This window comes from Novosphingobium sp. BL-S-19 (assembly GCF_055521675.1).
The window spans coordinates 610,533-630,768 of record NZ_CM145497.1 but is presented as its reverse complement, the minus strand read 5'-3'; the positions used below and the strand labels follow the sequence as shown (position 1 = coordinate 630,768).

15 protein-coding genes and 1 pseudogene are annotated in these 20,236 nt (G+C 58.4%); 8 read left to right on the top strand and 8 right to left on the bottom strand.

Going from position 1 to position 20,236, the window contains the following annotated elements:
• Window positions 1–91: 91 nt before the first annotated feature.
• Window positions 92–909, bottom strand: a pseudogene (locus ACZ1JV_RS02760) (IS5 family transposase).
• Between the two features lie 75 nt (window positions 910–984).
• Between ACZ1JV_RS02760 and ACZ1JV_RS02755 the strand changes: the two are divergent.
• A complete protein-coding gene (locus ACZ1JV_RS02755; RefSeq protein WP_465148548.1) occupies window positions 985–1,212 on the top strand; it encodes a hypothetical protein in 228 nt (75 codons plus the stop codon).
• A 403-nt stretch (window positions 1,213–1,615) separates the two neighbouring features.
• Here ACZ1JV_RS02755 and ACZ1JV_RS02750 read toward each other — a convergent pair whose 3' ends face one another.
• From ACZ1JV_RS02750 to ACZ1JV_RS02740, 3 genes are read right to left on the bottom strand one after another with little or no spacing between them, the layout of a single operon-like run.
• The gene (locus ACZ1JV_RS02750; RefSeq protein WP_465138650.1) at window positions 1,616–1,873 is read right to left on the bottom strand and encodes a cytochrome C oxidase subunit IV family protein; all 258 of its coding nucleotides are present in this window, start codon (window positions 1,871–1,873) and stop codon (window positions 1,616–1,618) included.
• Window positions 1,874–1,884: 11 nt separating this feature from the next.
• Window positions 1,885–2,475: a cytochrome c oxidase subunit 3 gene (locus ACZ1JV_RS02745; protein WP_465138651.1), complete on the bottom strand. Its 591-nt coding sequence runs from the start codon at window positions 2,473–2,475 to the stop codon at window positions 1,885–1,887.
• Entirely contained in the window at window positions 2,472–3,173 is a 702-nt protein-coding gene (locus tag ACZ1JV_RS02740; protein ID WP_465138652.1) for a hypothetical protein, read from the bottom strand. Before ACZ1JV_RS02740 ends, ACZ1JV_RS02745 begins: the two co-directional genes overlap by 4 nt.
• 481 nt (window positions 3,174–3,654) lie before the next feature.
• Between ACZ1JV_RS02740 and ACZ1JV_RS02735 the strand changes: the two genes are divergently transcribed.
• The 5 genes from ACZ1JV_RS02735 to ACZ1JV_RS02715 all read left to right on the top strand — a co-directional run bounded on the left by ACZ1JV_RS02735 (window position 3,655) and on the right by ACZ1JV_RS02715 (window position 12,410).
• Complete coding sequence (locus ACZ1JV_RS02735) at window positions 3,655–6,174, top strand: TonB-dependent receptor (RefSeq protein WP_465149481.1); 2,520 nt, start codon at window positions 3,655–3,657, stop codon at window positions 6,172–6,174.
• Between the two features lie 117 nt (window positions 6,175–6,291).
• Window positions 6,292–7,155: an NAD(P)-dependent oxidoreductase gene (locus ACZ1JV_RS02730; protein WP_465138654.1), complete on the top strand. Its 864-nt coding sequence runs from the start codon at window positions 6,292–6,294 to the stop codon at window positions 7,153–7,155.
• A gap of 480 nt (window positions 7,156–7,635) precedes the next feature.
• Window positions 7,636–8,859 (top strand): cytochrome P450, encoded by a 1,224-nt coding sequence (locus ACZ1JV_RS02725; RefSeq protein ID WP_465149480.1) that lies wholly within the window; start codon window positions 7,636–7,638, stop codon window positions 8,857–8,859.
• A 201-nt stretch (window positions 8,860–9,060) separates the two neighbouring features.
• Window positions 9,061–10,923 (top strand): GMC family oxidoreductase, encoded by a 1,863-nt coding sequence (locus tag ACZ1JV_RS02720; RefSeq protein WP_465149479.1) that lies wholly within the window; start codon window positions 9,061–9,063, stop codon window positions 10,921–10,923.
• Window positions 10,920–12,410, top strand: a complete 1,491-nt coding sequence (locus ACZ1JV_RS02715) for an aldehyde dehydrogenase family protein (RefSeq protein ID WP_465149478.1) — start codon at window positions 10,920–10,922, stop codon at window positions 12,408–12,410. The genes ACZ1JV_RS02720 and ACZ1JV_RS02715 overlap by 4 nt, the downstream gene beginning before the upstream one ends.
• A 200-nt stretch (window positions 12,411–12,610) precedes the next feature.
• Here the strand turns inward: ACZ1JV_RS02715 and ACZ1JV_RS02710 are convergent, their stop codons facing one another.
• The gene (locus ACZ1JV_RS02710) at window positions 12,611–13,843 is read right to left on the bottom strand and encodes a cytochrome P450 (RefSeq protein ID WP_465149477.1); all 1,233 of its coding nucleotides are present in this window, start codon (window positions 13,841–13,843) and stop codon (window positions 12,611–12,613) included.
• A gap of 117 nt (window positions 13,844–13,960) precedes the next feature.
• Here ACZ1JV_RS02710 and ACZ1JV_RS02705 point away from each other — a divergent pair, with 117 nt between their 5' ends.
• A complete protein-coding gene (locus ACZ1JV_RS02705; protein ID WP_465138659.1) occupies window positions 13,961–14,326 on the top strand; it encodes a hypothetical protein in 366 nt (121 codons plus the stop codon).
• Between the two features lie 36 nt (window positions 14,327–14,362).
• Here ACZ1JV_RS02705 and ACZ1JV_RS02700 read toward each other — a convergent pair whose 3' ends face one another.
• From ACZ1JV_RS02700 to ACZ1JV_RS02690, 3 genes are all read right to left on the bottom strand, one after another.
• The gene (locus tag ACZ1JV_RS02700; RefSeq protein ID WP_465138660.1) at window positions 14,363–15,163 is read right to left on the bottom strand and encodes an SDR family NAD(P)-dependent oxidoreductase; all 801 of its coding nucleotides are present in this window, start codon (window positions 15,161–15,163) and stop codon (window positions 14,363–14,365) included.
• Window positions 15,164–15,243: 80 nt separating this feature from the next.
• Complete coding sequence (locus ACZ1JV_RS02695) at window positions 15,244–17,637, bottom strand: TonB-dependent receptor (RefSeq protein WP_465149476.1); 2,394 nt, start codon at window positions 17,635–17,637, stop codon at window positions 15,244–15,246.
• Window positions 17,638–17,796: 159 nt separating this feature from the next.
• Window positions 17,797–18,597: a helix-turn-helix domain-containing protein gene (locus tag ACZ1JV_RS02690; RefSeq protein WP_465148495.1), complete on the bottom strand. Its 801-nt coding sequence runs from the start codon at window positions 18,595–18,597 to the stop codon at window positions 17,797–17,799.
• A gap of 333 nt (window positions 18,598–18,930) precedes the next feature.
• Here ACZ1JV_RS02690 and ACZ1JV_RS02685 point away from each other — a divergent pair, with 333 nt between their 5' ends.
• The gene (locus ACZ1JV_RS02685; protein ID WP_465149475.1) at window positions 18,931–20,223 is read left to right on the top strand and encodes a spinster family MFS transporter; all 1,293 of its coding nucleotides are present in this window, start codon (window positions 18,931–18,933) and stop codon (window positions 20,221–20,223) included.
• Window positions 20,224–20,236 lie beyond the last annotated feature (13 nt).

Genomic DNA, 20,236 nt, shown 5'->3' with positions numbered 1-20,236 from the left:
AACGCCGTCATGCATTTGCACTGCTGAATTGAGTAGCGCTTGGTTTTTCGGGCGCCTCTTCATTTTCATAACAGTGAATGCTGAATGCAGCCTAGGCGGCGTGGACAAATTTGAGCCAGTATCTGGCGGTAGCGATATGAACCATGCCGAGGAAGCTGTTGGCAAGCTGGTCGTAGCGGGTGGCGATGGCGCGATTGATCTTGAGGTGGCCGAACATGCGCTCAATGCGGTTGCGCTGCACGTAGAGCGCCCGGTCATGTTCGATTTTCACGCGGCGGTTTGACCGGCCAGGAATGACGGCCTCGATTTTCCGCTTGGCGAGATCGGCACGGATGGAATCGGCGTCGTAGCCCTTGTCGGCGAGCAGGGCGTCGGGCGTGCGCTCGGGCAAAGCTATGAGCGCATCATACGCCTTGCAGTCTGCCGCTTCCCCGACCGTCAGGTGGAAGGCAAGCGGTCGCCCGAGGGCATCAGCCAGGCAGTGAAGCTTACTGGTGAACCCGCCCCGCGAGCGGCCAAGAGCGCGTCGATGAGTCCCCCTTTTCCGCCCGCTGCCGAGACGTGGGCGCGGACTGTTGTGCTGTCGATGCTGTAGTGGCCGCTGTCCGCCATAATCTCGGCCAGCGTCACCGCCACGATTTCCCAAACCCCGGCTTCGCTCCAGCGCCGGAACCGGCGATAGATCGTGTTCCAACTGCCGTATTTGGGCGGCACGTCGCGCCACGGAGCACCGCAGCGAAGCCGCCAAAGAATACCGTTGATGATCGATCGGTTCTGCTCGGGCGGCCTGCCTCTGCCACGGTTCTCGGACTCGATCGGCAGCAAGTCCTTTAGGATGCGCCATTCCGCCTCGGTAAGATCGCCCCTGCTCAAGCCTGCCTCCAAAAAGCAGCCTTGAATCAACTTCATCGCCTTACGTCAATCGCTGCGCGCCTTTCCAGCGGTTCGATTGCGAAAGCCGCTGCTTTCCGAGATAAGGTGCCTATGATAGCCACGCCAATAGACGAAGCTGTGCCCAAGGCATCGACATTGAAGCTGGCGGTCATGGGCTTTCTGACGCTCTGGTGCCCCTATATCTTTGTCTGGTTCATCCAAAAACCGGAATACCCATCGACGTTCCGCAGGGCCTTCACGGCATGGGCGATCTTTTGGTGCGGGTGCGCAGTGCTGTTCTTCGTCGTGCAATTTGCGACGGGCGATCAACCCAGATAAACGCCGAGCCTCGCACCCTTAATTTGTCAACGCCGCCTAGCGAGTGAATGGCAATGCCGCCCAACCGCATTGCCCCGTGCAATTGGGCGCGTACGCCGCGTAAGCTGGCTGCAATGACTGCGGCGTAAGCGAGGACTGGGCAAGGTCGAAACGTTCGACCGACGTCGAAGCCGGAATTGCACTTGTTAACGACATAATTATGGCAAATCGCGCCATGAACATAATTCGCCCTCCAGTTTATATTTTACCCTTTCAACATACAATGTCATTCTTAAGATTATTTATCTAATATTTTTCTATCAAACACATAATTCCAAATATGCAATATTCGACGTCAGTAAAATGCCCCTTCAATCATAAATTTCATACACTTCACTTAATTTCAAAATTCCGGCAATTTAGGTTACGCAAAGGTCAACACGGTAAGCGCAGTGGCGAGAGCGACAACCCATGCTTGAAACGGCCAAAGGAGATACTTCGGTGCGTGCCGCAACTCCATGAACTCACGCCCGACCACAGTCACCTTAGCAAACGCGACAATTAGGATCACACAGCGAGCGGTGCCATCACGGCCAACGATCATCGTTTCAAACGACAAGAAGGTGGCTGCGACCAAAATCGTCCATACAAGGATTGCGCGATTGTACAGAATTGAAGCCATCAAGACTCACCTCACAGCAAGTACAGCAACGCAAAGAGAACGATCCACAAAAGATCGACCATATGCCAGAAAACGCCGCCGCCTTCGATGAGCGCTATGCTGCCGCGTAACTGACCGGACGAGTCGATCTGCGATGCCGCAAAACACAGAACACCGATGCCGATCAAGACATGAACCAAATGAATACCGGTAAACATATAGTAATATATCGAGAATGCGTTGGTATTGAGAGTGAAGCCCTCCGCTATTTTAGACGAGTACTCGACGGCCTTCACCACGACAAAACCTGTTCCCAGCGCAATCGCGCCAAGCAGAAAGCGGCGTGCGCGCCGATCGCCTTTGCGAACAGCCGCAACGGCCCGAACCACGCAAAGGCTGCTGGTCAAGAGGAGTAGCGTGTTGAGCAAGCCGAGTTGGCGATTGAGCAATCGCTGGGATGCTTCGAAGAGAGCAGGTTCCTGCCGGTGGGCGACGGCATAGGTTAAAAAAAACACTGCAAAAACTATGAGGTCACCAGCAATAAATACCCAAACTCCTTCTTCGCCCGGTATACGGCCACCAGAAAACCCTGTCTCTGGTATTGTCTTTCGTTTGTCCGTCATTCGCCGTCCAATGCGCCGCGTTTGATCGCCGCCAGCATGGCTAAGATCATGACGTTGAACCAAATGCCGAAAACGACCGCCGGAAGCCAAAAGGCAAGAACGCCATTCCAAGCAAAGGGGCCCGATTTGAACAAACCGACCGCAAGACCTGGCAGCAACAAAACACCAGTCCAGAGATTCACGTAGCCCAGCCATCGCGGAAGGGTCGGCTGCGACTTCCGATCCTGCAAGATCACGACACCAGTGACAATGTTCTGCACGAACGCCGGGACGGCGGGCATAACGAACAAAAAGAAGGCGATGTCGCTCAACAAGGCGATTTCGGCGTCGGGCCGATCCGGCCGGTAAGCGGCTACTGTGAAGAAAAGCCCTGCAAAGAACAGGGTTACAAAACCATAGGCAACGATCATCACGAACGACCAGGTTAGCGGAGACACCGGCCCCTCTATCCTTTTCATGAATGTCGCCACCGCGCCGAGAAATGGGAAGAACAGGACCGAAGACGAGGTTATGAGTATGCCGCCGACCAATATCCCTGTCTGATGATCACGATAGTATTGCGCAACTTGTGCGTAAGGCATGGCTGGCGCCAGTGGAGGGAACAAGTGTGCAACCGGCCAGATACCCAGGAACATCATTGTCCCGGCAATCGCCCCCATGTAAGTGCACAGTTTCATTGTGGTGCCCTGGCTGCCCATCACGCCTCCCCGGATTTCTTGCAGTTGATCATGGGAAGTACCGGTGCGAAAATCACCCGCCCGAGGATAGGGTGTGTCGGCTCAGGAAACTTACCCTCGGGGAAGGGCTTCTCCTAAGAAGTCCTTCAAATGGCCATCTATTTGATGCATCCGCGCCACGATCCGCTCTATCGCATCCGCCCTCCTTTCAACCGTTCGCACGAGCGGCCCCTTGGACACTTACATCCTGCAAGTCCGCACGGGGTCGTAGAAGCGACTGAAAATCGGACGGCTAGCCCGCTGTAACAGCGAAAATGTGCACCATGTAACGCGCCCCTAAACGCATCGCTGCAATCTTGCGACCTCTCACCCAGTTCGCATTTCTCGCAGCGGAAACCTTGCCCAACCCAATGGAAACGAGACTGCCCCACCCTTCGATAGGTAGCCCTGCGGCAGACCGTCAGTAGACTGCAAGAAAATTGGAGTCGGCAGGGAGATGGAAATGAAAAAGGCGATTTGCAGGGTATTGCTCGGTTCGAGCGCCTTGATGATCTGTTCGGGACAGGCCTGGGCGGAAGAGGATAATGCTCCGGCGAATACCCCTGGCGCACTCGGCTCGGGGGAGATTATCGTCACGGCTCGACGGACCTCCGAGCGATTGCAGGACGTTCCGGTTGCAGTCGCGGCGTTTGACAGCACCGCCCTCCAACGCTCGACCGTGCAGGAACTATCGGATGTCCGGACAATCGCCTCGGGCCTGAACTTCAATTCGGAAGGTGGGAAAAGCACCACCAACGTGAGTTTGCGCGGTGTAGGGCAGCTTCCAGTTGGGCTTACCACGCCGGGCGTAGTGACCTATTTCAATAACATCGCGATTCCCAGCCTCGGGTCGAGCATCCCCACGTACGACATCGCAAACGTGCAGGTTCTCAAGGGTCCGCAAGGCACACTGTTCGGCAAATCGACGCTCGGTGGCGCGATCCTCGTCAATACCGTTCAGCCGGACCTGTATGATTTCGGGGGCTACGTGAAAGGCACGTATGGCCGCTGGAATTACTGGGCGATCGAGGGAGCGGTCAACATCCCGATCGTGTCGGAAAAGATCGCATTGCGGGTTGCCGGCCAGATCCGGCGTCAGGACCCCAGGATCCGCTCGCTGGACGCAGACTTCTTCGCTCTGCCTGAAGTGAAGGCTCTGGGCGCAACAGATCCGAAAGCTAACAGCTATCCAGGCTTCGAGAACATCAAGAACGACAGCGTTCGCGTATCGCTTACGATTGCCCCCACCGAGGGGATCACGAACACGACGGTTGCAGAATATTTCAAGGCCGACGAACTGGCATCGGGTCTCTACTTATACAAAGCAGATTTCGCGCCTCTCCAGTCCTCCGCTTTCCTGCCGCTCATGGGCAGCGCCAGTCGGGCTGCCACGGCAGTTCAGCTTGCCAGCCTCGCCGAAACTTACGCACAGGCGCACCCTCGAGGCGCATTCGACGGAGGGATCGACGGAGGTCGCGCTTACCGAAAGTCGATCGCGGTCGTCAACACAACCGACGTTGAGCTGAGCGACAGCTTCTCTCTTCGAAACATCTTCGGTTATCGCAAGAATACCAACAATCAGTCGATCAATACCGCCGCTGTCCCGGTTCTGGATCAGGGCGGATTTGCAAACCCGTTCCTAGGCGGACTGGTCACACAGCCGTTTATTACCTATTATGCAGAACAACGGTATGTTCGTGACTATATCGACAACGATTTCCAACTTATCTATAAGGGCACCGGCGGACTGAACGGGATTCTCGGCGTCTACTATAGTGTGGACGGCCCTGCGGGACCATCGGGCGACCAATTCACCGTATTCTCTTCCCTTGGCCGCGTTCCGCCAACGACTACTCACGTGAAGAATCAAAGTCTCGCGGTGTACGGCCAGTTTGGCATCCCGCTGACCGATAAGCTGAATTTCAACGTTGGCGGCCGCTACAGTTGGGACAAGTCGCAATTCTGCTACAATCCGGGCAATACAGCGACGTTCGCCTCGGTCGATTTCTCGCAGTGCAAGCAGAATATAGCCGATCGCGTGGGTACGCCGACAGAATTCAGCGACGGCTTTGGTCGGGCAGCGGTCAAGGACAACTATCCTACATGGACTGTCGGATTTGACTACAAGATCAGCCCTGATTTCATGGTCTATATCACCAGCCGCCGCGGCGTTCGCCCCAAGAATCTCAATTTCCCCCTGTTCGAATCTGCTCCGGTCACCTGCCCATCCAAGGCCTACTCGATGTCCTGCGTGGATCTGCGTGGCTACCAGACAATCAAGCAGGAACGGGTCACGGACGTCGAAATCGGTGAGAAGCTGAGCTTCAATGTGGCCGGCGCACAAGGGCGGCTCAATGTCGCAGCTTTCTATTCGCGTTACGACAACGCCACGCAGTTCCTGTCGAATTCCGGCAACTTCCTGTTTCCTCGCGGAACCCTGGACGCGCCGCCTTCCTCGATCATCATCAATGCGGCCGATCTCAACATCTATGGTGTGGAGATCGACGCCAGCGTGTCCCCGGACCGCAACCTGACTCTGGGCTTCAACGGAGCCATAACGAAGACGGACGTGGCGAAGCTGCTGCCGATCAATACGAATGGCGAACTCGGGCCAAACGTCGGATCATTCGGCGCAGATCAAATCAACAAGCTGACGCCGACTTTCTCCGGAACGGTCACGGCAAGCTGGATAACGCCGATCCATCCGGCAAGCGCCGATGTCGTCGTCAGCGGTGATCTGTATATGACTGCTGATTACGGCGGCCAACAAGGCTATCAGCTGAAGGGCTACTCCCTCGCCAATGGTCGTATCGACGTCAAGGGAATTGCCGGCACAGGGCTCGATCTGGGCTTTTATGTCAAGAACCTGTTTGACGTTCAGTACCAGGCAGGCGTTTCGGTCATTCTGCCGAATGCTCCTTACAACAGCCTCTACCTCGGGCCGCCGCGCACCTGGGGCGTCGAAGCGAGCTACAGGTTCTGATAGCCAGAACGACTACGAAGGGGCGGATGCGATCCGCCCCTTTTGCCTTTGAATTGACCTGCAGGCGCCGGGACCTTCTCGGCAGCAAAAGTATTATTCCGATACAGGAGAGTGGCGATGAAGACCGGTGGCGTAATCGGGTTGGGATCGATAGGCGGAGGAGTTGCCATATGCCTTCAGCGATCCGGGCAGCTTGCAGCGATCTATGACGTTCAGGCGGCAGCCGCGGATCGCGTAAAGGGGGCGCCCGCAATTTCTCCGAGCCCCCGCATCTTGGCCGAGGCTTGCGATTGCGTACTGATTGCAGTCCTCAACGGCGAGCAGACCCTTGCAGTCCTGTCCGGACCGGACGGCGTCCTTGCGGCGAACAAACCCGGCCAGACTGTCATTCTTCTGTCAACGATCAACATGGCAGATCTCGCCAGCGCGCAGGCGATGTGCAAGGATGCCGGCGTTGTACTCATCGACTGCGGGGTCACGAACGGACCAAAGTCTGCCGAAAACGGCCTCATTTGCATGGCCGGCGGCGAAGACGACCATCTTGCGGCGGCCAAACCCGTATTTGACGGATTCGCGCAACAAGTCCTTCACATGGGCGGGCCGGGAGCCGGTATGGCTGCCAAGATCGCTCGCAACACCACCTATTTCGGCTGCATGAGGGCGGGTTACGAAGGGGCGGTTATCGCGCGCAACTACGGCGTCAGCCTCGATCAGCTCACTCTCGCCCTGTCAGGCGACCCGACCGCTGGCGGCGGGCTCGAGGGCGCCCTTTCCATGGCAAAACGTCCTGAAGCAGCCGGCAATGCCGACGAGACAAAGCTGCGCGAATATTTCCAGATGCTCATGATAAAGGATCTGGAGGTCGCAATTGCAGAGGCTGCTCGCTTCGGCGTCCGTCTTCCCATGGTAGAACTGATCCGGGAGAACGCTGCTTCCACATCGGGACTGGAATATCCACTCGGCCAACCAATCGACGCCTGATATACGCCCCTAACCAGGCCGCGGGCAACCTGGCGGATGTAGCATTGCGCATTCGCCATATTCGTCACGCGGTCTGACCGGAGCAGCCGAAGCGCTGAAATACAAGGCGCCAGGAAGCGACGCGGGGAAACCTATCAAAATTCCGTCCCCATCGCCGGCTCCGCCGTGCAGGAATATCCAGCGCCCAGCAGCAGGGCGAATGAGAGCCATTCAAACTCTGTGCTCGTTTATGCACGCTGCTGATTTTACTCAAGAACTGGCAAACGCCTACTGACCTAGCTGCAACGCGCCAAGCTCCGGTTTGCAGCGAACAGGGGTCCTTCGCCTATCTTATGGAAGGTTGCGCGCACCAAGCATTGACGCATTTCCCGTCATCTGATCGCGGCGCGACACAGGACTAGGCGCTTCGGTAAACCAGAATGGCCGCGCTCAGATGAGCGGTCTGGCCGACGGGGCAAAGACGATTTCGGAGAAGATTTGATGGCGAGCGCACCCACACAAGAAATTCCGCCCCACGTACCGGCCGAGATGGCAAAGTGGTTGCCCTATTTCGCTCGTGAGGAAGTGAAGGAGTGCCCTCAGGAAACGCTCATTCCCGAGATGCACCGCACCCTGGGACCCATTACGTATGTCACCAACATCTTCCCCGGAGACAAGCCCGGCTGGCTGCTCACCGGCTATGATGACACCATGGCCATGCTGCGCGATCCCGACAATTTCACCAAGAACGGCATGGGCCAGTGGTCCCAGAGCATCGGCGCAGACTGGTTGGTCGTGCCCACGGAGGTTGACCCTCCCATGCACAGTTTCTACCGCAAGGCCCTGAACCCCCAATTCTCGCCGCAGAAGATGGCCGCGATGAAAGACGAGCTGCGGCGACGCGCTAGCGATCTCATCGGGGCATTCAAAGACCGCGGCCACTGCGATTTCGTGAACGAATTTTCCGAACGCTACCCAATCTTCATCGTTCTCGACCTCCTGGGACTTCCGCAGGAACGGATGGCAGAGTTCCTGATCTGGGAAAAGGAGATGTTGCACACCAATGACTGGCAGGTGCGCAGCAACGCGGTGCGCCAGGTCGTGGCATATCTGCAGTCCGAGATCGATGCTCGCCGCCGTAATCCTCAGGACGACTACATCACCAAGATATTCGATTTCGAAGCCGAAGACGGTCGCAAGTGGAATAACGAAGAGGTCCTCGGCCATTGCTTCAATCTTTTTCTCGGCGGTCTCGACACGGTCACGACCATGCTGGGCAATATCTTCGCACATCTCGCACGGCATCCCGATCAGCAGCAGGAACTGCGCGACAATCCTGACCGGATGGTCCTGGCGGTAGAGGAGTTTCTTCGGGTCTACGGGCCGGTTACGGCATTCCGTATCGCTTCGCGCGAAATCGAGATTCACGGACAGAAGATCCTGCCGGGCGAATATGTGTCGGTCAGCACACCCGTCGTGAACCAAGATCCGAAGATCCATGAAGACCCGGCGGAGGTCCGTTTCAATCGCAAGGCCGCGCATGTGGCGCTCGGCGGGGGTATCCACAAGTGCCTCGGCATGCATCTCGCCCGGCTCGAACTCCAGACTGCCCTGGAACTGTTTCTGAAAGAAATTCCGCAATTTCGGTTCAAAGACGGTTTCGAACCGAAATATTTCGTGGGCAATATCACTTTCGTGCCCCGCCTCGAACTTCAGTGGGACTAAGAGACGCTGTGCGTCCTTGACGCACTGCCGGGGCGTGGAAGCCGTTCCAATTGAGCAGCCCACCTCAAGCTGACGCAACTCACGCGAACTGCAGCAAACCGGAATGGCCTATTGTGCCATTCCGGTCAGTGTTTGACAGCCGGTTTACACCAGCCACTTGGATCATTCACACCGTGACCTGCGCACCGGCGCAAGGAATCGGTGCGCACCCCATTTCGTCAGATTTTCCGCGAATACCAACGCAGGATTGTGGCCTGGAACATGTTGCCCGGCCCAGCCCTCTCCTCTTTCGCGGCGGGAGGCGGCTTACGCCAATGCTGCCGCCTCGATATGGCGACTGCCAAAAAATTGGCCCGCAAATCTTCCGCTTCTTGGACAGAAGGTACGCCGACCTTCCTTCAGACAGGTGGGCATAGCGTGCCAGCATGTTCACTCCGCGCCATGCAGCAAAAAATCTATGATTACATCATTGTCGGCGCCGGATCCTCCGGCTGCGTTCTGGCAAACCGGCTGTCTGCCGATCCCGACGTTTCGGTGCTGCTGGTCGAGGCGGGCCCTGACGACAAGAGTCCTCTGATCAAGATGCCGCGCGGCATCGGCAAACTGCTTGCCCCGGGAAACCCGCATGTCTGGGACTATCAGGTATCCCCGGGCGGGAACGCGTCACACGAAGTGTGGCTCAAGGGCCGAGCGGTTGGCGGTTCAAGTTCCGTCAACGGTATGGTCTATGTCCGGGGCGCTCCGGCCGACTACGATGCGTGGGAACGGGCGGGCTGTCATGGCTGGGGTTGGACGGAAATGGGCCGGCATTTCGTCGAACTCGAAGACCACACGCTTGGTGCCAATGAATGGCGCGGCGCCGGCGGTCCACTGAAGGTCAGTGTTCATCCCGCCGGCGATCCGCTTTGCGAAGCGTTTCTGAAGGCCGGTGAGCAAGCCGGAATTCCTCGGGTCGCAGACATGAACGACATCCCTTCGGTCACCGAAGGCGGTATGGGCTACCAGCCGACCACGACGCATAATGGCAAACGCTTTTCAGCTGCGCGCGCATTTCTGAAACCCGTGCGTGGGAGAGCCAATCTCGACGTTACGCCCGGCACCGATGTCCTGCGCATCCTGTTCGAAGGCAAACGGGCCTGCGGCATTGTCGCGCGCAAGGCCGGCCAGACTTTCGAGGTGCAAGCACGGCGCGAAGTAATCGTATGTGCGGGTGCGATCCAGAGTCCGAAACTTCTGCAGCTCTCGGGCATCGGCCCACGCCGCCTGCTGGAGGGGCTGGGTATTCCGGTCCTGGTCGATGCACCGGGGGTGGGCGCCAATCTGCAGGAGCACCGATATCTGGGTTTCACTTTCCGGGTTCGCGGCCAAAGTCTGAATCAGCGACTGTCGGGCGCTGGTCTGGTCGCATCGTTCCTTCGCTACCTGTTTGCCTCGAGCGGTCCCCTCACCCATTCAGCGCACGAAGTTGGCGGCTTCATCAAGACAGAAGCGCAGCTCGAGCGACCCGACGCACAAGTGGGCATGGGGCTCTATTCGTTTCATACCGATGAAAAAGGCGCGGTCGTTCTTGACCCATTTCCCGGCCTGACGGTGATCGCATACTACATGAGGCCCGACAGTCTGGGCGAAGTGAGAATTACCTCGGCAGATCCCGATGCTGCGCCTGCCATCGATGCCAATCACCTTGCGAGCGCCAATGATCGTGAGCGGTTCCTGGCTCTGTTCAGGTGGCTGCGCAACCTTGCCCGGCAGCCGGCCTTGCGGGACTGGATTATCGAGGAAACCGGCGCCACGGCGGGCCTCGAAACCGACGAGGACATCCTCGCGAATGCAATCGGGCTTGGTGGCACATCGTTCCACATCTGCGGGACCTGCCGGATGGGAAGCGATACGGGTGCAGTGCTCGACCCGCAGCTGCGCGTTCGCGGCGTCACCGGTCTACGGGTCGTGGACACATCGATCATGCCAACCATTGTGTCGGGCAATACCAACGCGCCGGCCATGGCGATCGCTCTCAACGCCGCGGAAATGATTTTGCGGCCCCAGCAGGATGATGGACTTTGACTATTCCCTTCACCAGTTTCGATGGTCTCTACATCGACGGCGCCTGGGCCGAAGCCGCCGGCGATCGGGACGACATCCTCAATCCGGCAACCGAGGCGGTAATCGGCCGTGCACCCGTGGGCGATAGCATCGCGGCACACGCAGCCATCGCCGCGGCGCGAGATGCATTCGATAACGGTGTATGGCCCCGCATGGCGATGGCCGAGCGGGCGGAATACCTTCGCAAGATGCATGCCGCACTGGATGGTCGTCGAGCCCAGATCGCGACGCTAATCGTGGCAGAGGTCGGCTGTTCGCAAGGCGTCACCCATACGATGCAGGTCGGCAATCCACTCGACCATTTGCTTGCCGCCCTGAACCACTCTACACGGGACGATAGTGTCCGGTTGCCGATCGACGTGACCGCCGATCCATTTGATCCCCAGGGCCCAAAGAAAATCGGCGGCACGACGGTAGTCCGCGAACCGGTTGGCGTCGTTGCAGGTATTACCGGCTACAATTTCCCTTTCCTGCTCAACCTGGCGAAAATCGTACCTGCCTTGCTGGCGGGCAACACGCTGGTGCTCAAGCCGTCCCCATTTACGCCCTTTTCCGCTCTCCTGTTCGGTGAGATCGCGCAAGAAATCGGGTTGCCAAAGGGCGTGCTGAATATCGTTACCGGTGGACCGGATGTGGGATCGCTGTTGACTACCGACCCGCGCGTCGATCTTGTCAGTTTCACGGGATCAGAAACCGTGGGCGCTGCGATCATGGCGCAGGCGGCCCCGACCTTGAAGCGCGTTCATCTGGAACTCGGCGGCAAGTCGGCGCTGATCGTCAGACATGATGCCGATATTGCCCGAACCGCGGCAATGGCCGCCGCTGTCTTGTCGGTCAATGCTGGACAAGGATGCGCTCTGCTCACGCGGCTTCTGGTGCACAACAGTGTGCGGGCCAAATTCGTCGAGGCCGTCTGCGCTGTCGTGCGCCAGTTCAGGATCGGCGACCCCAGCGATCCAACGGTGACGATGGGCCCGCTGATCCGCGAGAGCCAGCGTAGCAAGGTCGAACGCATGATCGCCCAGGCCCGCGATCAAGGCGCAAGGCTCGTTCACGGCGGCGGACGGCCGGCGGGGCTCGACAAGGGCTATTTTACGGAGATCACGATCTTCGACGATGTCGACAACCAGATGAACATCGCGCAGGAGGAAGTCTTCGGGCCCGTCGGCTGCGTGATCGGTTTCGACAGTGATGACGAGGCCATCCGCATCGCCAACGATTCCAGATACGGTCTCAACGGCGGCATCGAGACGGCTGACGCTGCCAAAGGGTATGAGATGGCAATGCAGTTTCGCGCAGGCAGCGTCATGCTGAATGGCGGGACCGGGCGGATGACTTATGCGCCGATCGGGGGTTACAAAAGGTCAGGTATCGGCCGTGAGTATGGTCCGGATTGGCTTCACGAATACCAGAACCAGAAATCCGTGTTCTACCCAATCGGTCGCTAGAGCGTTTTCTAATCCGGTGGAACCACCTGATGACTCGGAAAACGCGCCAAACCAGAAGTTTAGAGCGGTTGATCCGATGCAGTCGGATCAACCGCTCTAGGCTGGAAAATTCGCTATCGGAACGCGCAGAGTATTAGGCTTTATGGCTGATACTCCTGAGCATCCGGGTGGCCCAACAAGGCTTCCCGGACGCTCAGCTGTCATGCCGATGCGCTATCCCATTGAAGATGAAGATCGGGCACGTGCAAGATGTTGCCGACGTAATAGGGGACTTTGAAGCCGTCCTTGATTCTGAATTCGGGCAGCGTCGTCACAAACTCCTCCACTGCTATCTGCAACTCCAGCCGGGCGAGATGCATGCCCAGGCATTTGTGGATGCCGCTTCCCAATGACATGTGCGCCGCCTTGCGGTCGAACCGGATTTCCTGCGGTTCATCGTAAAATACCGGATCGCGACCCACGACCGGCGAACTGAAGGCCACATAGTCTCCAGGCATGATCTTTTGGCCGTGAATTTCGATCTCCTTGGTCGCGATGCGAAACACGGTGACAGGTGCGAAGGCGCGCAGGAACTCCTCAACAGCCAAAACGATGAGCGAAGGATCGGTTCGGAGTTCGTTCTGCTTTTCCGGATGCGATGCCAGATAGTTGAAGATGTTGCCCAGCAGGGACGTGACCGTATCGAGGCCGCCGATGTAGAGATTGAAGCAGTGCCCCAAGACCTCGTCATCATTCCAGGGCCGCCCGTCTACTTCGAAGTCGAGCACCTTGGTGATGTAATCGTCGCGTGGCTGCTCGCGCCTCGCTGCGATTTCCTCGAGCAGGTAGGCCTTTACCTTTCGCACGGCATTTCCGCGCACTTCCCAGTCGTTGGAATGGAGCAGTTCCTTTTCCCATTTCAGGAACTCGGTCATTCGTCCCTGCGGCAGGCCCAAAAGGTCGAGGACGATGTAGATGGGAAACTTCTCCGAGAAGTCGGCAATGAAGTCGCATTGTCCCCGCTCTCGCAAGGCGCCGATGAGAGACCGCGCGCGTTCACGGACCTGTTCCTTCATTGCAAACATCTTCTGCGGCGCGAAATGGCCGTTCAGCGCCTTGCGGTACTGGGTATGGATCGGCGGATCGGCTTCCGTTGGGATCACGAGCCAGTCTTCACCAATATTCTGAGCCCATTTTCCCATGCCGTTTTTGGTGAAGTTGTCCGGATCGCGGAGCATCGCCTGAACATCTTCGGCGTTTTTCAGCAGCCAGCCGGGTTGATCCCCCGGAAAAATGTTAGTGACGTAAGAGACGGGCGGAAGCTCGGCGTGCATTGCCGGGATCAGAACTTCCTGCGGATTTTCATAGACGACCTTGCGCGCAAAGAGAGGCAGCGTGAACGCCAATTCGGCCGGAACATGGGCGGGGAGCGAGGATTTGGCGAGTGAAGTCATGGTATTCTCCAGAGCTCAACGGAAAGTGGCAACCCTTGCCAAAGATGGGTGCGTCGCCCGCTGCACGGATGCGAATGCGGCGGGGCGGAATATCCGCAGCCAATGGAGGCCACGAAAATGGGCGACGCAATCACTCCGGATCTTGAGCAGGCGATCAGGGACAACTACCGGTTGTGGAACGAAGGCAAGCGCGAAGAGCTCGATGCGCTTTTTCGCTCGCTCGGGCCCCAAGGTTTCACGATCGAATATGTCGGATCCTCCGCAGTCGACGGCCCCACCGCGATGGCCGCCATGTGGAAGGAATACGGGGGCAAATGCACCACCGAACTTCTTGATGTGATAGTCAATGGAACGGAAGGCGCCGCCTATGTCGCCAATCACCTTCAGACCGATAGCGGCACGGTCAGATTGACCAGCCTCGAGACCTACAAAGTTGCCGGCGGCCGGTTGGCTATCAGATACTTCCATCGGACTGCCCTGTAGAAGCTTCCTGGTCCGAATGCGGGTTTTTGGCATCGATCAGTCCGCTGCCTGCATGAAGGCAAGCAGATCCGCATAATGCGGCTGATGGACAAGGCCGCCGCCAGAAATGGAGATGTTCTCACCGGTAATGTACCGAGCCTCGTCGGACGCCAGGAACGCCACAAGCGCAGCGATGTCTTCCGGTGTTCCGAAATTGGGCGTCAATATATGCCGCTGGATGATCTCCTTGAGACCCGGCACCGTCTTTTCCAGCGCTTCGGTCAGTACGACACCGGGGGCCACGCTGTTGCAGCGAATGTTGTCGCGTCCGTGCTGCGTCGCGATGTACCGCGTCAGCCCAATGATACCGGCTTTGGATGAACCGTAGGCGATACGGGCCAGATCTCCTGCCGAGCCTGAATTCGAGGCGGTATTGATGATCGAGCCGCCGCCACCAGCCACCATGTGCGGAATCGCGTATTTGCATCCGAGCAGGTAGCCAGTGAGATTGATGTCGAGGATCTCGCGCCATATCTCGATCGGGATATCGACTGCGGTCGTATCCTGCGGGCTTTTGACCGGATCCGTCATGGCCGCATTATTGTGAAGTATGTCCAACTTGCCAAAGTGCGCGACTGTCTTGTCGACCATGGCCTTGACCGACTTCGGCGCGGCCGCATCGAACTGCAGGGCGAGTGCCCTTTCTCCCAAAGATGCAGCAGTGCGCGCCGCGGCCTCTTCGGAAACATCTGCGACGACGACCAGCGCGCCTTCCTCAACGAACCGCCGCGCAACACCCGTACCGATGCCGCCGCCGCCGCCAGTCACAATTGCGACCTTGTTTTCTAGCCGTTTCATCTCTCACAATTCTCCCGGACGTGTACGAGGGGACCAAGTTGTCCCCTCGCTTACTCAATAGTTCGCCTCGACGCGGCCGATCAGTAGTTAAGCGTCAATTCCACCCCATAGGTCGCCGGTTGCCCGACATAGGCTGCGACAATTCCAAGGGTTCGATAGAGATCCGGGAATCTTCGCAGCAGATACTTGTTGTTGGTGATGTTCCGTCCGTAGACGGCTATTTCGATGTCGGGGTTGTCGAACTGGTAGGCGATCCGGCCGTTGAAGACACCATATCCCGGCACGCGTCCGAGGCTGTTCTCAGTGTCGTAGGCGGCCTTGGTCGCAGCGGATGCCTGATCGGCCGCCCTCACCGCGTCGAAATGCTGAGCCCCAATATAGGAATAGGCGCCCGTAACAGCGAAGCTGCCCGCACCCAGCGGAACTTTCTGGGTCGCGCTGACGTTGAGCTGCTCCTTGGGCAGCTGCAGCAGCGGCAATCCGCTCAGGTCGACAACACAGCCGTTTGTCACGCCCGATCCGTTGGTACAGCCACTGCCCGGGACAACCTGAATTTCGTTAAATGTGCCCTTGACGTACTTGCCGTCCTGAAGCGACCCGTTGAGGCTGACGGTCATACCCTTCCAGGGAACCGCAGTTGCTTCGGCCTCGACACCCCAGATCCGCACCTTGCCGTTGTTCTGGATATACTGCGTAACGCCAATCCCGGGAACGAAGCTGTTGACGATCGCCTGGTTGTCGCTCTTCCAAGTATGGAAGACCGCCGTATTGAAGCGCAGATGCCGATCGAAGAGATCCACCTTCAGACCTCCTTCGACATCCTTCACTTTTTCCGGCGAGAATGCCGGTAGCCCGCCTGCCCGCAGGTTCCAGCCGCCGGCCTTCGCCGCGCCGCGTGTCGCGACATACAGGAAGAGATCGTCCGTTGCCTGCCAGTCCAGACCGAGGTTCCATGCAGGATAGTGGAACTTGGCATTCTGATCCTGATTACAGGTCGTGGCCGTGACCGGTTCAGTGGGAGTGACCGTGCAATTGATGCCGGTGGGCGTGCCTGCGACCGGCACGTCATAGGGCAGGCCGTAAACCTGGGCATTGTGCAAAACACTGTCCCTGGTGTCCCACGTATAGCGGAAGCCACCGACGGCGCGCAGGCTCGAGGCCAGCTCCAGGTAGGCTTGCGCAAACAAGCCGAACGTCTTGTTGTTAACGTCCGCATTGGAATCGCGAATGAGGCCGCCGAAGATCTGCGATCGACTGAACTCGTAGCCGCTTTCTTTCCCGGCGTAGGCACCGGCGATGAAGCTGAGCCCATCCGTCACGTTACCCGAAACCTGAAGTTCCTGGGAAACGTAATAGGACCCCGATCCGGCGAACGTCCCAAGCAAGGGAACCGCCGTACCATCGGTATCGCTCAGGCCGTAGTTCATCGAATGACGATAGCCGGTAATGGATTTCAGATTGAGTTGGCCCAGTTCGACATTAACAGTGCCGGAAAAACCGTATACTTCCAGAGTGTTGAATGGCTGTACCCCATAGAGAGCCTGTGCCTGCGGGGTGAGCCTGCCAATCCCTGCCGGCACCGAGGTACCGGTAGCGGTATTGTCCCACCAGTTGTCCTTGGTCAGCAGACCTGCAGTTAGACCCGCCTGAAAGGGAGCTGGGACAATTGCGGGATTGAAGGTCCAAAGAGCAATCTGCTGCCCGCTGTTTCTCTGGCGGTTCCAGTCGCCGGAGAGAGTGACGTCCCAGCCATTGCCAATGTACTTGAGTTTACCGCGCAGGAATTTGCTGTTGTTGTCAGCAAAATCCCGACCTGTAAGTGGATTGTTCCCGTAGCCATCGCGATCGTTGATCGCGCCGCTGACGCGGATCGCCAGCCCTTCGGCCAAGGGGAGGTTGATCGTGGACTGAACACCGAGGTTATTGTAGTTTCCGAACTCCGCCTTGAATCTGCCTTCGCGTTGGTCGGTTGGATCCTTGGTGATGATGTTGATAGCCCCGCCGGTCGTGTTCCGCCCGAAGAGCGTGCCCTGAGGTCCACGCAGCACCTCAAGGCGCTCGACATCCTGGATGTCGGTCATGCCGGTCGAAGGGCGCGGAATGTAGACACCGTCGACGTATGTCGCCACTGCCGGATCGTTGGCGAGGATCGGTTGAAGGTTTCCTTGTCCGCGAATGGCCACGAACACGATGCCATCGCCGCCCGCCGAACCGCGGCCGATCACCAGGCCGGGCGCCGTACGTTGAAGATCCACGACGTTTTCGACTTTGGCAGTCGTCAGTGCCTGGGAACTGAGCGCCGTTACGGCAATCGGCGTGGTCTGAAGACTCTCCTCGATCCGGCGAGCCGTAACGATGATGTCCTGGATCCCGGTAGTTTCGTTTGATTGTGTTTGCTGCGCGTGTGCGGGTTGCCCCCACGCAGCAATCAACGCGCCTGTCGCTATAGTCGCCAGTATGACAGCCTTGGTCATCCGTTCCTCCCACGTCGTTTTTGTTTTGCTCCGTGCCTGTTTCGGCACGTTGACGCGGGGAGGAGCCTAAGCGCGGGAGATTTTCCTCCATAGTGGTTGCGGAGTTAATGACTGCGGCGCGACATGTTTTGGCCGTCGCTCGATATGTTCAGGCGTCTGTCAGTGAACCTGCCGCGGCTGGCAGCGAAAGTCCTTGGGCGTTTGGCCGGTCGCCACACGGAACGCGGCCGAAAAAGCCGAGGTGCTGCTGAAGCCGCAGCGCCAGCTGATCTCCTTGATCCGCGTGCCGTCGCCGCGCAGCAGTTCCTTGGCGAGAGCAATCCGACTGCGCGCAACGAATTCCCCCAGACTTACGCCGGTACCGTCCTTGAACACGCGCGCCACGTGCCGCACGCTCATATTGCAACCGCGAGCGATGTCAGCAACTCCGAGCGGCGCCGCCAGATTATCCATCACATAGTCGACGATATGGCGCACTTGCCGTGTACTACGTGGGCTGCCGGCGCCGAATTCCTGTGTACTCACATGCCGAACCAGTTCCACGGCAAGTCCCATGAGCATGGATTCGATCAATGCCTGGCTTGCGAATCCGGGTACACGAAGCTCTGCCGCCAGCCCCTCGAAAAAGCGCCGCATCGCGATATTTTGAACATCGGCACAAGGTTCCAGCCCGTGGAAGGGGCGTTCGCCATCGAAAAGTTCTTCGAGGAATGCCTCGCCGAGCGCGACGCAAACGAGATGACGTTCCTGCAGGGCCGGCTCACCCACGTACTGACGGTGAGGCGGCATGTAGAGCATGTCGCCACTCGCCACGAACCCGTCCGAACGCCCCATCGAAAGCATGCTGCGACGAGGCTGGGTATTGAGGGAATAGTCGAGGTAATGCTTTTCAGGGCTGAACACGCCGCTGCAGGGCCGCACCCAATTGAAGTGCCGGATATCGACGCGGGCATCGTTCACCGATGCCAACGCTTCGATGTAGAAATCATCGACGCCGAACCTGTCCTGGCCGGTCCAATCGCTCTCCGGACGAAACATCGTTACCTCTGCCTCTTCTCTTTTTTTATGAGGGCATCAGATACCTGTGCCGCCTCCAGTTCCTCTATCTTCGGGTAGGTCGTCAAGATGCCCGAAAGTGCTGTCGGCAATTTATCCCGTTGGCCCATGCGCGACACGATCTGGCCGAGTGACGGCATTGGCCGTGGATGGCGGAACGTTTTCCGGGGGCTAGGCTGTTCTCGTCACAACGGGGAGACCTATGCATAACCTTTCGGTCAAAAGCGGGTCCGTGCGATGAGAGCTCCGGACCCAGTCAAATCCGCCGATCGCTACCCTTGGTATGTGCTTGGCATCTTGACACTATCGCAGACTTGCCATGGGATCGATCGCGCGATCATCGGTCTAGTGCTCGCACCGGTAGGCAAGGAATTCTCACTCACCGACGGTCAGCTTGGCATTCTGGCCGGGTTTGCATACGGGATATTCTTCGCATTGGCCGCGCTGCCTTTCGGCATCGCGGTGGACAGCCTGAACCGGCGCAACCTGATGGCGATCGCACTGGCGCTTTGGAGCGGCGCAACAGCGCTATGCGGTCTGGCATCCGGTTTCTGGACGCTCCTTCTCGGCAGGGCCGCGGTCGGCACCGCAGAAGCTGCCGGCTCTCCCACCGGAATGTCACTCCTTAGCGACTATTTCGGCGAGGAACGGCGGGCGACGGCTATCGGCATATGGTACCTGAGTTCGGGCATCGGTCTTGCCCTCGCCTTCCTGATTGGAGGGGCCATCGTTCAGGTCGGTGGGTGGCGATGGGCTTTTGCCGCAGCTGGACTGCCCGGCCTTGTTTTGGCGCCGATCCTGTTCCTGACCGTTCGTGAGCCGCAGCGAGGCGCCTACGACGATCCGGTGCCTGCACGGCCAGCCGAGGGCCAGCCCGGTCTTGCCGAACGCATCCTTCAACTCGCCGCGCGGCCGGGACTGTTCTTGTGCATAGCCGCCATCATTCTGATCGCGGCCGGCATCTACGGGATGAGCACCTGGCTTACGACGTTCCTCATTCGCGTTCATGGCATGCCGATCTCGCGCGCGGGCATCACCATCGCCATTGCCTACGGCGGCCTCGGCTCGGTGGGCGGTTTCCTTGCCGGGTGGGCAATCGATCAGATAAATCGCCGGCGCGGCGGCTTCGATCCGGCAAGAACCGCCCTCTTCGGCGCGGTGATCCCCATTCTTACTGCCCTGACCGGGATCGGCACGGTGGTCGTTTCACAAACTGGTCCCATGCAAGCGCTCCTCATGGCCTGCGGCTTCCTGAGCGCCTCCTACAACGGCCCGATCTATGCGGTGATCGTCACGATAGCCGGCCCGCGCCTGCGCGGTCTTGCCGTATCGCTTGTGCAACTTGGCGCAAATCTGATCGGTGTTGGCGCCGGGACCTATCTGATCGGGGCTGTCAGCGACTTCGTGGGCGGGACCGAGGGAGTCGCATGGGGCATAGGGACGGCTATGCTGTTCACGTTTGCCGGTGGACTGGTGCTGTTGCTGGCATCGCGGTCCATTCGCCGCACGCAGAAGAAACAGATCGCCTAAAGAATTATGGCCC

Bases quoted from the DNA above. Each gene is read 5' to 3' on its own strand.
- ACZ1JV_RS02755 (WP_465148548.1), top strand. From the start codon at position 985: ATGATAGCCACGCCAATAGACGAAGCTGTGCCCAAGGCATCGACATTG.
- ACZ1JV_RS02750 (WP_465138650.1), bottom strand. From the start codon at position 1,873: ATGGCTTCAATTCTGTACAATCGCGCAATCCTTGTATGGACGATTTTG.
- ACZ1JV_RS02745 (WP_465138651.1), bottom strand. From the start codon at position 2,475: ATGACGGACAAACGAAAGACAATACCAGAGACAGGGTTTTCTGGTGGC.
- ACZ1JV_RS02740 (WP_465138652.1), bottom strand. From the start codon at position 3,173: ATGGGCAGCCAGGGCACCACAATGAAACTGTGCACTTACATGGGGGCG.
- ACZ1JV_RS02735 (WP_465149481.1), top strand. From the start codon at position 3,655: ATGAAAAAGGCGATTTGCAGGGTATTGCTCGGTTCGAGCGCCTTGATG.
- ACZ1JV_RS02730 (WP_465138654.1), top strand. From the start codon at position 6,292: ATGAAGACCGGTGGCGTAATCGGGTTGGGATCGATAGGCGGAGGAGTT.
- ACZ1JV_RS02725 (WP_465149480.1), top strand. From the start codon at position 7,636: ATGGCGAGCGCACCCACACAAGAAATTCCGCCCCACGTACCGGCCGAG.
- ACZ1JV_RS02710 (WP_465149477.1), bottom strand. From the start codon at position 13,843: ATGACTTCACTCGCCAAATCCTCGCTCCCCGCCCATGTTCCGGCCGAA.
- ACZ1JV_RS02705 (WP_465138659.1), top strand. From the start codon at position 13,961: ATGGGCGACGCAATCACTCCGGATCTTGAGCAGGCGATCAGGGACAAC.
- ACZ1JV_RS02700 (WP_465138660.1), bottom strand. From the start codon at position 15,163: ATGAAACGGCTAGAAAACAAGGTCGCAATTGTGACTGGCGGCGGCGGC.
- ACZ1JV_RS02695 (WP_465149476.1), bottom strand. From the start codon at position 17,637: ATGACCAAGGCTGTCATACTGGCGACTATAGCGACAGGCGCGTTGATT.
- ACZ1JV_RS02685 (WP_465149475.1), top strand. From the start codon at position 18,931: ATGAGAGCTCCGGACCCAGTCAAATCCGCCGATCGCTACCCTTGGTAT.